Source organism: Aeromonas sp. (assembly GCF_051657805.1).
Taxonomy (GTDB): domain Bacteria; phylum Pseudomonadota; class Gammaproteobacteria; order Enterobacterales; family Aeromonadaceae; genus Aeromonas.
Genome location: NZ_JBOFLJ010000024.1, coordinates 313,682 through 325,847, shown reverse-complemented (window position 1 = coordinate 325,847; position 12,166 = coordinate 313,682). Strand labels below are relative to the sequence as shown.

12 protein-coding genes and 2 tRNA genes are annotated in these 12,166 nt (G+C 62.2%); 7 read left to right on the top strand and 7 right to left on the bottom strand.

What is annotated here, in order from left to right:
- The first annotated feature begins 51 nt into the window (after window positions 1-51).
- Entirely contained in the window at window positions 52-1,047 is a 996-nt protein-coding gene (locus ACRCYW_RS10580; RefSeq protein WP_438550065.1) for an NAD-dependent epimerase/dehydratase family protein, read from the top strand.
- Between the two features lie 106 nt (window positions 1,048-1,153).
- Here the strand turns inward: ACRCYW_RS10580 and ACRCYW_RS10575 are convergent, their stop codons facing one another.
- The 4 genes from ACRCYW_RS10575 to cydD form a co-directional block, all read right to left on the bottom strand.
- Window positions 1,154-1,540, bottom strand: coding sequence for a DUF488 domain-containing protein (locus ACRCYW_RS10575; protein ID WP_438550064.1), 387 nt, complete (start codon window positions 1,538-1,540; stop codon window positions 1,154-1,156).
- Between the two features lie 4 nt (window positions 1,541-1,544).
- Window positions 1,545-1,919, bottom strand: a complete 375-nt coding sequence (gene rcsF, locus ACRCYW_RS10570; RefSeq protein WP_438550063.1) for an Rcs stress response system protein RcsF — start codon at window positions 1,917-1,919, stop codon at window positions 1,545-1,547.
- Window positions 1,920-2,108: 189 nt separating this feature from the next.
- Window positions 2,109-3,878: a heme ABC transporter ATP-binding protein/permease CydC gene (gene cydC / locus ACRCYW_RS10565; protein WP_438550062.1), complete on the bottom strand. Its 1,770-nt coding sequence runs from the start codon at window positions 3,876-3,878 to the stop codon at window positions 2,109-2,111.
- On the bottom strand, window positions 3,871-5,652 hold the full coding sequence (cydD, locus tag ACRCYW_RS10560; protein WP_438550061.1) for a heme ABC transporter permease/ATP-binding protein CydD: 1,782 nt from the start codon (window positions 5,650-5,652) through the stop codon (window positions 3,871-3,873). The genes cydC and cydD overlap by 8 nt, the downstream gene beginning before the upstream one ends.
- Before the next feature lie 201 nt (window positions 5,653-5,853).
- Here cydD and ACRCYW_RS10555 point away from each other — a divergent pair.
- Window positions 5,854-5,927 (top strand) — tRNA-Gly (locus tag ACRCYW_RS10555).
- Between the two features lie 102 nt (window positions 5,928-6,029).
- A tRNA-Gly gene (locus tag ACRCYW_RS10550) sits at window positions 6,030-6,104 on the top strand.
- A gap of 172 nt (window positions 6,105-6,276) precedes the next feature.
- Here the strand turns inward: ACRCYW_RS10550 and arcA are convergent.
- Complete coding sequence (arcA, locus tag ACRCYW_RS10545) at window positions 6,277-6,996, bottom strand: two-component system response regulator ArcA (RefSeq protein ID WP_010673581.1); 720 nt, start codon at window positions 6,994-6,996, stop codon at window positions 6,277-6,279.
- Between the two features lie 377 nt (window positions 6,997-7,373).
- Between arcA and ACRCYW_RS10540 the strand changes: the two genes are divergently transcribed.
- Both ACRCYW_RS10540 and ACRCYW_RS10535 read left to right on the top strand, forming a co-directional pair.
- Window positions 7,374-7,790: a DUF3293 domain-containing protein gene (locus ACRCYW_RS10540; RefSeq protein WP_438550060.1), complete on the top strand. Its 417-nt coding sequence runs from the start codon at window positions 7,374-7,376 to the stop codon at window positions 7,788-7,790.
- A 69-nt stretch (window positions 7,791-7,859) separates the two neighbouring features.
- Complete coding sequence (locus ACRCYW_RS10535; protein ID WP_438550490.1) at window positions 7,860-8,339, top strand: putative 4-hydroxy-4-methyl-2-oxoglutarate aldolase; 480 nt, start codon at window positions 7,860-7,862, stop codon at window positions 8,337-8,339.
- A gap of 4 nt (window positions 8,340-8,343) precedes the next feature.
- Here the strand turns inward: ACRCYW_RS10535 and ACRCYW_RS10530 are convergent, their stop codons facing one another.
- On the bottom strand, window positions 8,344-8,820 hold the full coding sequence (locus tag ACRCYW_RS10530; RefSeq protein ID WP_438550059.1) for a hypothetical protein: 477 nt from the start codon (window positions 8,818-8,820) through the stop codon (window positions 8,344-8,346).
- Window positions 8,821-8,988: 168 nt separating this feature from the next.
- On the opposite strand from ACRCYW_RS10530, the gene ACRCYW_RS10525 reads away from it, so the two are divergent.
- Window positions 8,989-9,378: an META domain-containing protein gene (locus ACRCYW_RS10525; RefSeq protein ID WP_438550058.1), complete on the top strand. Its 390-nt coding sequence runs from the start codon at window positions 8,989-8,991 to the stop codon at window positions 9,376-9,378.
- A gap of 123 nt (window positions 9,379-9,501) precedes the next feature.
- Here ACRCYW_RS10525 and aceK read toward each other — a convergent pair whose 3' ends face one another.
- Window positions 9,502-11,229, bottom strand: coding sequence for a bifunctional isocitrate dehydrogenase kinase/phosphatase (gene aceK / locus ACRCYW_RS10520; RefSeq protein ID WP_438550057.1), 1,728 nt, complete (start codon window positions 11,227-11,229; stop codon window positions 9,502-9,504).
- Between the two features lie 194 nt (window positions 11,230-11,423).
- On the opposite strand from aceK, the gene ACRCYW_RS10515 reads away from it, so the two are divergent.
- Complete coding sequence (locus tag ACRCYW_RS10515; RefSeq protein WP_438550056.1) at window positions 11,424-12,116, top strand: tRNA/rRNA methyltransferase; 693 nt, start codon at window positions 11,424-11,426, stop codon at window positions 12,114-12,116.
- Window positions 12,117-12,166 lie beyond the last annotated feature (50 nt).

Below are 12,166 nucleotides of genomic sequence, written 5' to 3'. Positions count from 1 at the left end.
CCGCTCCGTGACTCTCGAGGTCGCCGAGCCGGTCGACAGGGAGTCACAGGGATGAAACTGCTTATCATAGGGGGCACCGGGTTTCTGGGCCGCCACCTCAGCGCCCTGGCGCTGGATTGGGGCCATGAGGTGACCCTGTTCAACCGCGGTCGCCGCCAGCACCCGGACTGGCGGGATCTGCATCAGCTGCACGGGGACAGGGACCATGATCTCGGTGCCCTGCACGGGGCCGGGCTGCATTGGGATCTGGTCATCGACACCTGCTGCTATAGACCCGAGCAGGCAGCCCGTCTCTCGGCGGCGCTGCTGGGGCGCTGCGAGCGCCTCATCTTCATCTCCACCATCAGCGTTTACCGCGACTTCGCCCTTAAAGGAATGGATGAGTCCGCGCCCCTGCACGCTATTCCTCCAGGGGAGATGCCGGAGGAGTACGGCCCCCTCAAGGTGCTGTGCGAGGCCGAGTATCGCGCCCGCTGGGGGGAGAGACTCTGCATACTGCGCCCGGGCGTCCTGTGCGGCCCCCAAGATCCCACGGGCCGCCTCGCCTGGTGGGTGAAGCGGGTGCAGCGGGGCGGCCCCTGGCTGTTGCCGGGGAGCGGGCAGGACAGGTTGCAATACCTGGACGTGCGGGACTGCGCCGAGTTCGTGCTGCGCGCCGCCGAGCAGCGCCTTGGGGGCGTGTTCAATCTGCTCAAGCCCGGTATATCGCTCGAAAACTGGGTGGAGCGCATTGCCGCTCGGCTAAACCCGGCAGTGCCCATCCAGCCCGAATGGGTGCCCTGGCCAGCGTTGCTGGCCGCCGGGGTGGAGCCCTGGCAGAGCTATCCGACCCTGCTGCCGAGCGAGCAGGCCGAGTATGCGGGTTACGGCCGGATCAGCGCCGAGGCCGCCATCGTCCAGGGGCTCAACTTCCGGCCGCTGGAGGAGACGGTCGCGGATCTGGCGAACTGGTTGGTGGAAGGGGGACAGGGCGCCACGACCGGGATGACGGCCGAGGAGGAGCAAACCCTGCGCCAGCGGGTGTTGGCCGCGCACGCCATACCCTAGTCGTACCGAGTCGGGACCCTGAATACGGAACGGTGTAGGGAGTGAAAAACCTCATAAAAAAAGAGGGCGCCTCGCGGGGCGACCTCTTTTATTGGGGGATGTGGCGCTAGCGCAGCATGGCGCCGCAACCGGCCAGCAGCTCTTTCAGTATGCCGCGATGGCAGCGGGATTCGTGCTCGCAGTAACAACCCACGGAGAGATCCGTGTGATGGGAGAGGGAGGCCAGCAGGGCGAGATCATGCTTGGCGGCCGGGGTGGCCATCTCGGCCTTGTACTGCTTCGAGAAGGCGGCCCACTGGGCCTGGGTCTCGGCGCCCTGACCGAGCTTCATGGTCTCGGGGCTGGGGGCCAGGTTGGGGAACCAGACGTCGTACCAATCCTGGCTCGCGAATTCGCTCTTGGGCACGCCACGGGGTGGCCTGCGCACGGTGCCGATGCGAAGCCCCTCGTTAGGCAGGCGGGGAGTGCCGAGGCGAACGACGGCGAGAGCCATGGGCTTATTTCTCTTCGGCGACTTTCAGCGCCTGGCCGTAGCAGATCACCTGCTTGAGGCAGCCCGGCACATCGCTGAACTCGGCGCACTTGTCAAAGCTCACGCCGTTGCCCCCCATGTCCGCCACCCGGCGGCGAGCCAGGGTACGGGCCTCACCGGCGTTTGGAACCGCTTGATTGGCATCGCTCTGGCAGGACTCCCCCTCGACGGTGCCGAGGTAGAGGTAGTTGAGGTCGGCGAGCTCCCCCTGTTCATAGATCCGCACGCTACCCGGCTTGAAGTACTCGTCGAAGTTTTCCTTGTCCAGATTGCTGTTGAAGGAGAAGTAGGAGCAACCGGAGGTGAAGAGGGGCAGCAGCAATAGGGTCAGGCGTTTCATGGCGATGTCTTGTTGAACAGTGAGGGGGCCATTATAGGGGCCAGTCGCAGCTGGCGACCAGCCCCATTTTTAGCCACCGGGATGGGATGTGACTGGGATCTGGCTTGGATCGGCATCGGCATCGACGGGCCGCCATCGGATTGGCGTCCTGCCAAAAGCAGAGAGGGGGCATGATGCCCCCTCTTGTTTTTAACGGATCCAGACCGGCGCGAGTCGCTGGTGCAGGCTGCGATAGTAGTCATCGCTCAGCAGCTCCTCGTGGGGGGCACACAGGCGGATCCGCCCCTCTTCCATCAGGGCGATCCGGTCCATCTGCTCCAGCCCCAGCAGGCGGTGGGAGATAAACAGCAGGGTGCGATCCGCCCCCAGCCTGAACAACAGGGCCATGATCTCCCGCTCGGTCTGGCTGTCGAGCCCCTCGGTCGGTTCGTCCAGCAGCCAGAGGGGGGCGTCGTGCAGCAGGGCGCGAGCGAGACCGATACGGCGGCGTTCACCACCGGAGAGTGGACGGCCGCCATCCCCGAGCCAGGCATTCAGCCCCCCCTCGACCAGTTCATCCGGGTTGTCCAGCAGGTTGGCAAGACCCACCTGCTCCAGCACTGCGATGAGCCGCTCGTCGCTGGCATCCGGCGCCGCCAGCTTGAGGTTGCCTCTCAGGGTATCGGCAAACAGATGCACCCGCTGGCTCACCACGGAGAAGGAGGCGCGCAGTGCCCCTTCGCCGTAATGGGTCAGCGGCTTGCCATCCAGAAGGATCTCCCCGCTCGCGGGCGTCCACTCCCGGGTCAGCAGCCCCATCAGGGTGGACTTGCCGCAGCCGGTCTGGCCGAGCAGCGCCAGCTTCTCGCCGGCATTGAGGTGCAGGGTGCAGCCGTGCAGCACGGGCTCGGCGTCTGTGCCGGGCTGAGCGACCGGGTAGCTGAAACTGAGATCCTTTATCTGCAGGCTGCCCGTGGCGGCCGGCTGTTGCTCGCTACCCCACTCGGGGGCCTTGGCCTCCTGCAGGATCTCGTTGAGACGGCGGGCCGAGGTGAGGCTGGTGGAGAGGTGCTGGAAGGCCCCCGCCAGCGGCAGCAGGGCCTCGAAGCTTGCCAGGGTGGCGAACACCATGAGCGCCGTGATGGGATCCGGGGTCGCCTCGCCCACCCCGTGGCCGGCCAGCCAGAGCATCAGGGTCAGGGTCCAGCCGCTCAGCAACTGGACGGAGGCATTGGCCAGCGCGCTGACCCTGGCCATGCGGGCCTGGGCGCGGATCAGCGCCTGCTCGGCCTGCTGCAGCTCATGGAGTGCCTGGGGGGCGGCAGCAAACATCTGCAGCTCGGCCTGGCCGTCCAGATAGTCCACCAAGCGGGTGCGCAGGCTGGACTTCTCGGCGATGAGGGCCTGACCCGGTTTGCGACCGAGGAGGTAGAACACCAGGGGCAGGGCCAGCATGCCGGCCAGCAGGATGGCGCCCAGGGTCAGGGTCAGCTCGCTGTCGAAGAAGGAGAGGAAGAACACCAGGCCGGCGCAGCTCAGCAGGGCCGCTCCTATGGGGGTGATGAGACGCAGGTAGACGTGATCCAGCGCATCGATGTCGGTCACCAGCCGGTTGAGCAGATCCGTCTGGCGGAAGCTGGCCAGGGTGCCGGTGGAGAGCGGCGAGAGCTTTTGCCAGAACCAGACCCGCAGCCGGGTCAGCACCCGGAAGGTGGCGTCATGGCTCACCACCCGTTCGCCCCAGCGACTGGCGGTACGGATGATGGAGAAGAAGCGCACCCCGCCGGCGGGGGTCATGTAGTTGAAGGTGTCGCGGGTGGCGACGGCCAGCCCGGCCACGGCGGCGGCGGAGAGGAACCAGCCGGAGAGGGACAGCAGTCCCATACCGGCCACCAGGGTGACGAAGGCCAGCAGCAGACCGGTGGAGAGGCTCAGCCAGTGCTGGCGATAGAGGCGCAGGAACGGCAGTAGATCACGCATCGAGAGAGTCTCCGCTAGCTTGTGACTGGTGTTGCGACAAGAGTCTGGCGAAGGGGCCGCTGGTCTCGCTGAGGTGCTGGAAGTTGCCTTGTTCCACCAGTTGGCCGCGCTCCAGCACCAGGATCTTGTCCATCTGGCTGAGCTGATCGAGGCGGTGAGTGATCATCAGCAGGGTCTGGCCTGCCGCTGCCTGTTCGAGGGTATTCATGATGGCGCGCTCCGAGTGGCGATCCAGGCTGGCGGTGGGTTCATCCAGCACCATCATCTGGGTACGCTTGAGCAGGGTGCGGGCGAGGGCGATGCGCTGGGCCTGACCCACCGAGAGGCCGCCCGCCTGATCCCCGATGCCATAGTTGAAGCCCTTCTCCCGCACGAACTCCCAGGCCTCTGCCCGTTTGAGCACGGCTTCCAGTTCGTCATCGCTGGCCTTGGGGTTGCCCAGCAGCAGGTTGTCGCGCAGGGTGGCGTGGAACAGCTGGGGGTTCTGGGAGAGCCAGCCGAGCTGCGATCGCCACTGGCCCATGTCGAGCTCGGCGAGCTCCTGGCCGTTGACCCTGAGGGAGCCGCGATAGGGGGCGAAGCCCAGCAGGGCGTTGACCAAGGAACTCTTGCCCGCGCCGCTGATGCCGACCAGGGCGGTGCGAGAACCGGGTTCCAACTGGAAGTCTATGGGACCGACCAGCACCTTGCCCTCGGCGCTCAGCACCTCGAGTGCCCTGGCCTCAACCCGGATGGGACCCTGGGTATGGAAGGGGGTTGTGCCGGACGCGGGTTCGCTGACCTCGGCTTCCAGGAATTCCAGCAGCTGTTCGGCGGCGCCGATGGCCTGGGCCTTGGCATGATAATGAGCGCCGAGCTCTCGCAGCGGCGCATAGAACTCGGGGGCGAGGAAGAGCACGAACAGACCGGTGAACAGGGTGACCTTGACGCCGTAGCTGCCGAAATCCAGGTGGTCGATGTAGGAGAAGCCGAAGTAGACCGCCACCAGGGCCACCGCGAGGGCGGCGAAGAACTCCAGCACGGCGGTGCTGAGGAAGGCCAGACGCAGCACCTCCATGGTGCGTTCCCGAAAATCTTCCGAGGCCTCGCGGATGGCCTCCCCTTCCGCCTGGGTGCGCATGAAGAGCTGCAGGGTGCGCAGGCCCTTGAGGCGGTCGAGGAAGTGGCCGGAGAGGCGCGCCAGGGATTGGAAGTTACGGCGGTTCGCATCGGCGGCGCCCACTCCCACCAGGATCATGAACAGCGGGATCAGGGGGGCCGTGCCGAGCAGTATGATGCCCGCTGCCCAGTTGACCGGGAACACGGCCACCAGGATCACCAGGGGGATGAAGACGGCGACCGCCATCTGGGGCAGGTAGCGGGAGAAGAAGTCCTGCATCTCTTCGATCTGCTCCAGCAGCAGGCTGGCCCAGCTCCCGGCAGGGAGGCGCTGGATATAGGCAGGGCCGAGGCGGGCGAGGCGGGTAAGTACCAGCTCACGGATGGCCAGGCGCACCGCGCTGCCGGCCTTGAAGCTGACCACTTCCCGGCCATAGGCCAGCACGGCCTTGCCGAGGGTCACCAACAGCAGGCTGATGAAGAGGGGGATGGATTGCTCCGGGGTCTGGCCCTCGATGATGAAGCCATGGAGCAGGGTGGCCAGCAGCCAGGCCTGTGCCACCATCAGCATGCCCTGGCCCAGGCCAAAACCGATGGAGAGACCGATCCAGCGTCGGCCATGACTCGACTGCTTGCGCAACCAGCCATAGAGATGTTTCTGCGTATCTTTGTCCATTACCACCCTCCTCAAACGAGTGGCGCAAGACTATCGTCGCCCCCATGGCTTGGCAACCTTACAGATGCGGGAGCCTTGGGTCGTTTGCCTGAAAAATAGACTGCATGCTCATTAGTTGGCCGAACAGCTTGATTTACTGCAAAAAACACCAGGGTGGTGATTGCGCTTGCCGGCAAAATGCATATAGTAGAGGCCACTGACGCGGGTGTAGTTCAATGGTAGAACGGTAGCTTCCCAAGCTGCATACGTGGGTTCGATTCCCATCACCCGCTCCAATTTCAAGTCCCGATAGAGCGCCGTCTTGTTCCTGCCTCTGCCTAGCACGCCATCCTGACGTTGACCCCATATCCGGTACTTATCGCTAGTTTTGATGCTTTGCGGGCATCGTATAATGGCTATTACCTCAGCCTTCCAAGCTGATGATGCGGGTTCGATTCCCGCTGCCCGCTCCAGCTTCCATGCAAAAAGCCCACTCCTGCGAGTGGGCTTTTTGTTTTCCGCCTCCTTGTCTGGCAGGCATTCTCTGCCGCGACTCTGTGCAAGGCAGCCATCGACGGCTCGCCGGAAACAGAAGAGGCGCCATCGGCGCCTCTTCTTACCACACAGGGATCTGACAAGCAGGGATTATTCCTGCTCCAGCTCGCCGCAGAAGCGGTAGCCTTCGCCATGGATGGTGGCGATGATTTCAGGGGTGTCGCCCACGCTCTCGAAGTGCTTGCGAATGCGGCGGATGGTGACATCCACGGTACGATCGTGGGGCTTGAGCTCACGGCCAGTCATCTTCTTGAGCAACTCGGCACGGGTCTGGATCTGGCCCGGGTTTTCGCAGAAGTGCAGCATGGCGCGGAACTCGGAGCGCGGCAGCTTGAACATGTCGCCCGCCGGGCTGACCAGGGCGCGGCTGTTGATGTCCAGCGCCCAGCCGTTGAACAGGTAACGCTCGACCAGCTTCTTCTCTTCACCACCGGCGGCCACGTTCATGGTGCGGCTCAGCAGGTTGCGGGCACGGATGGTCAGCTCGCGGGGGTTGAACGGCTTGGTGATGTAGTCATCTGCGCCGATCTCTAGGCCCAGGATCTTGTCGACTTCGTTGTCACGGCCGGTCAGGAACATCAGGGCGATGTTGTCATCTTCGCGCAGCTCGCGCGCCAGCAGCAGGCCATTCTTGCCTGGCAGGTTGATGTCCATGATCACCAGATTGATGGTGTGGGAGGTCAGGGCCTGATGCATCTCGTCGCCATTGTTGGCCTCGAGGACGATATAGCCTTCGGCCTCGAAGATGCTCTTCAGGGTATTGCGGGTGACCAGCTCGTCTTCGACGATCAGAATGTGTGGTGTTTGCATTGAGTATTCCCAGATTCTTATCAGTTAATTTTCGAAATTTTAACACTCTTTGGCGTTATCCGACCGGTCCTGAAAATTTATTACGTCATCCTGGGTATGAATATCAGGTCGAATCATCGCGAATTTGGTAGCTATGTCGGCAAACATCCATGTGCCACACACGGGGTCTCAACAAGTCTGGCTGAGCGGAGCCCTGAAAGGTAGTCCATTACAAAAGTTGCTGCATTTTATCAGTTAACAGGCGCATAACAACACTCTTTGCCGTCAGATAGCAACTTTTTAACTCTGGTTTGATATAAGTCAAACCCTGAGTTATCTGCATGATACTTGGGCTGGCTCGCTTTTTCGCCCCTATGAAATGTAATGGGATGTAACATGTGATTGACATGCGTTTGTGGGAAAACTACAGAAAAGTGTGCTTTATTGCCCCTTTCGCCCCGCCGGACTGGTCCGACTATGCCATTGTGACGGCCTGGAACCCGGGGAGCCAGGCGGTGGGAGGCCGCCGCAATGCCCGCCGCCAGCGCGCCTTGTGGCGCCTCATCCAACGTGCTGACGCCATGCAGGCCATGGGCCCGGTATGGGGTAGTGCCCTTGACGAGGGCTGGCAGGAGGAATCCTTGCTGTTGCTTGCCCCTCGTGCCGATGCCGTCCGGCTGGCGGCCGCCTTCGGCCAGAATGCCATCTACCGGGTCGAGGAGGGAGAACTCTGGCTGGAGCCTGTCCTGCTCAAAGGGGAGCCCTGCCATCTGGGTAGCCTGGCCGCTCACTGGATTGTCAGGGGCCCGGCATGATGAAAGAATGAGCGACGCACTCACCTATCTACCCACCTATATTCACTCACCCATGGAAGGATGACGATGATGCTGGATCTACTGCCCGATCTCTGTGATGAACACCCCGATAGCGTGCAGGTGGCCGAGCCGCTGTTTCGCGATTATGGCGGCAAGGCGCTGTTTCATGGAGAAGCGGTCACCCTCTCCTGCTTCGAGGATAACAGCCTGGTGCGGGAGCTGGTGACTCGCCCAGGTCACGGCAAGGTGATGGTGATCGATGGTGGCGGCTCATTGCGCCGAGCCCTGCTTGGGGATCAGCTGGCCATCAAGGCGGCGGAGCAGGGGTGGGAGGGGATCCTCATCTATGGCGCCGTGCGGGATGTGGGCACCTTGGCAACCCTGGCTCTCGGCGTCAAGGCGCTGGCGGCCTGCCCGGTGAAGACGGAGAAACGCGGCCTGGGGGAGATCGATGCCACCGTCTCCTTCGCGGGCGTGACCATCACGCCCGGGGATTATGTCTACGCCGATCTCAACGGCGTGTTGGTGAGCGCCAGCCGGCTGATCTGACGGCCTAGAAGTGCAGGCCCAGCCCCAGCACGAGGAACTGCTCGGTGCTGAAGGGGCTGACGCCGTAGTTGGCCGTGAGTGCCAGCTGGGGCGTTAGCAGCAGGCTGCTGTTGAGCTCCACCAGGGTGCTGGGCTTGCTCGTCTCCAGCTGTTTGACCTGGCTGCCGATGTTGAGGGAGGGGGAGAGCTGGTAGCGCACCCCTGAGCTGATGTTGAAACCGGCCTGATCGCCGCGAGTGCCGAGGGCGGGGCCGGCCTCCATGTAGAGGCTGATATCCTCTTCGACCGGATACTGATAGCCGGTATTGATGAGCCAGATGTCGAAGCTGTCGCTGGGGTGGGTCTGAGAGCCGAGCAGTACGCCGGAATAGCTTTTCACGTAGAGCTGGCTGTCGGTATCGTTCTGGAGAAAACTCCAGTCGGCTGCCTGGGCCGAAAGCGCGAATACGGATACGAGTGCGATGACGAGAGACTTGACCATTCGTTTCCCCTCCCTGGGTCCGAACAGGACTACAAGCATGGCACATAGCTTCTGGCTGTAAAGGCAACATTCGTCACAATAAAAGAGTTTAAATTGGCACCCGACTCATGCTACACAGGCCCGGTCACTCTGAGTCTTCATTAATTTTCTTCATCAAGAGGCGAACTCATGAACAAGAAACTGACCCTATTGGCCGCACTGGCCCTGGGAGGCTGCGCCATGGCGACGGGTTCCAATCTGGCTGCACTGCAGGCATCGACCTGGCAACTGCAAGGGGCGAGCGGCGATACCTTCACCCTGCAACTGACCGGGGACAAGGTGGCGGGCAAGGGCGGCTGCAACCGCTACTTTGGTGCCATCACCCAGCAGGGGGACGGTGTCCTGGCCCTGGGCCCCATGGGGGCGACCCGCATGATGTGCATGGGGGATCTGGCCGGCAAGGAGAACAGCTACCTGCAGGCCCTGGAGAAGGTCGCCGGCTTCGAGATCAAGGGCCAGCAGCTGGTGTTGCAGGATGCCAGCAAGGCGCCTCTGCTCACCTTCGATGCGATGAAATAATCCCGGGTACCGTCAGTGGCTGTCGCAACCAGACCGCCATGTCGTGCACAACAAGAAGGGACGCCGCGGCGTCCCTTCTTGTTGTAGGAAGACTTGTGTCGTGAAGAGCCTTGTTGGGCCTCCTCATCCCCCGCGCTGGAAGCGAAAGCGCTTCTTGCGCCGGTAGGGATAGACGTCCTCGAACACCCCCTCCTTGATGTTGCTTTGCAGCCGTTTCCAGTAGTTGGCGTCGAACAGCTCCTTGTGCAGCTGCATCATGATCTCCCGCACCTGGGGCTTTTGCAGCAAGAAGGTGGCGAACTCCTCGGGGAAGATGTCGTTCGGTGCCACCGAATACCAGGGCTCGGCGCTCCACTCGTCCTCCGGGTAGCGGGGCGGCGGGATCTGGCGGAAGTTGCACTCCGTCATGTAGCAGATCTCGTCGTAGTCGTAGAACACCACCCGGCCGTGACGGGTGACACCGAAGTTCTTGAACAGCATGTCGCCGGGGAAGATGTTCGCCGCCGCCAGCTGTTTGATGGCATTGCCGTACTCCTCCAGCGCGAGCCGGGTTTGCTGCTCGTCGGCCCTGTCCAGATAGAGGTTGAGCGGGATCATCTTGCGCTCCGTGTAGAGGTGCTTGATCACCAGCTTGTCTGCCGTGATGGTCAGCGCCGAGGGGGCCACCGTCTTGAGCTCCGCCAGCAGCTCGGGGGAGATCCTCTCCAGGGGGAACTCGAAGTTGGTGAACTCCTGGGTGTCGGCCATGCGGCCCACCCTGTCGTGCTGTTTCACCAGCCGATATTTGGCCTTCACCTGCTCGTGGCTCACGTCCTTCGGGGGCGTGAACTCGTCTTTTATCACCTTGAACACCACGTCGTAGGAGGGGAGGGTGAACACACTCATCACCATGCCCTTGATGCCGGGGGCTATGATGAACTGCTCCCGACTCGCTGCCAGGTGCTGCTGGTAGTGGCGATAGAGCTCCGTCTTGCCGTGCTTCTGGCAACCGATGGCGTTGTAGATCTCGTAGTCCGGCTTGCGGGGCATGATCTGGCGCAGGAACAGCACATAGAGGGCCGGCACCGGGGCATAGACCATGAAGTAGGCGCGGGCGAAGCCGAAGACGATGGAGGCGAGCTCGGGCTCGAAGATGACGGTATCCACGTAGATGTGCTGGCCCGTGCTGAGCAAGGGCAGTATGAAGGGATGCACCTCGTCCCTCACCCGGATCAGCCCCACCAGATAGGCCCCCTTGTTGCGGTAGAAGACCTCCTTCAACAGCTCGATGGCGAACGGCTCCTCATGCAGGATACTCGGGCCGTTCTCGGCAAGATGGCGGTGGATGTCGACAATATCCCGCTGTTTGTCCTCGTAGGGCAGGGTGAAGCTGTAATCCCCCAGCAGCTTGCTCAGGGTCTGAGGCAAACGAGTCAGATCCGTGCGATAGACCCGCAGCAGAGCACCGAGATCCGGGTGCTCCCCCCGGCTCACGAAGGGATGGATGTAGAGGTTCTCGTCGCGGATGTTGCGATGGCGGAAGATGCGGCGATAGACGGAGTTGAAGAAGGACTCCGCCACCTCGAAGTTCTCGCATTGGGGCAGCAGATCGCTGAAGGCCCCCTTCACCTGCTTGAGCAGGGACTGGCTTGGCAACTGCTCCCCCATCATCTGCTTGATCTGGGCCGTGGTGGCGCCCACGTGATGATCGTAGAGGCGGATGCGCTCGCGCCCGGCGAGTTGCACTCCCAGCCAGTCGCTGTTCTCGAAGCGGCTCTTGCTGCCCTGAGTGATCTCGAGAAAGCGGCTGTAAAATGACTCGAAGCGCTGCAAGATCGTTTCTGCGACCGCCTGTTCCAATGGCTGCGGCATCTCTACCTTCCTTGTGATCTGTCAGTCCGATGACGTCTGCGTTTGTCTGCAGTTTGTTCACATATCGGGCCACTATGGCAACATTCAAACATCCGTTCAAGTGGCATTTTTTGAGGATAAACGGTAGATTGCGCCCCTGTTTTGCCGATGGTCCACCGCCCTTCTCGACCGCGGCCCCTCCAGGAGAAAACCCGATGAAACTCTATTTTGTACTGGTGGCTCCGGCCCGCGCCGCGAACGTGGGGGCCGCCGCCCGCGCCATGAAGACCATGGGCTTCGATGCCATGCGACTGGTGGCGAGTCGGGTGCACGAGGAAGAAGAGGCGAGCTGGGTCGCCCACGGTGCGCAGGAGATTTTGACCGAGGCCCAGGCCTTCGACACCCTGGAGGAGGCGCTGGCGGACATGGATCTGGTAGTCGCCACCACGGCCCGTCAGCGTGGCCGCTATCAGCACTACCTAACCCCGGCCGAGATCCGGGATCAGATCCGTGCCAAGCCCTCATTGAACAGGGTCGCCATCGTGTTCGGCTGTGAGGAGTCCGGCCTCTCCAACGAGCAACTGGCCCAGGTGGATCTCATCAGCTATCTGCCCCTCAAGGTGAGCTACCCCTCTCTGAACCTGGGTCAGGCGATCATGCTGTATGCCTACGAGATGAGTCCGCTGCTGGATGAACCCGAAGCCGTAGCAGAAAATTTTGATAACGCCGGGCAGGTTCGGGTGCTGAAAACCAAAACAGCAGAAATTCTCGGCGAACTCGGAGTTTCACAGGATGAAAAACTGCATCAATGGGTGATGGACCGAGTACCCATGCTGCCGCAGCGGGATCTGAATATGCTGCATCTGCTCTGTAAAGACCTAGTTCGCCGATTTGAACGCAAGGAGTAAAGCGGTTTAGGTTGACAGCCCATCACCCGGCGCGGTATTGCTAAAAGCCA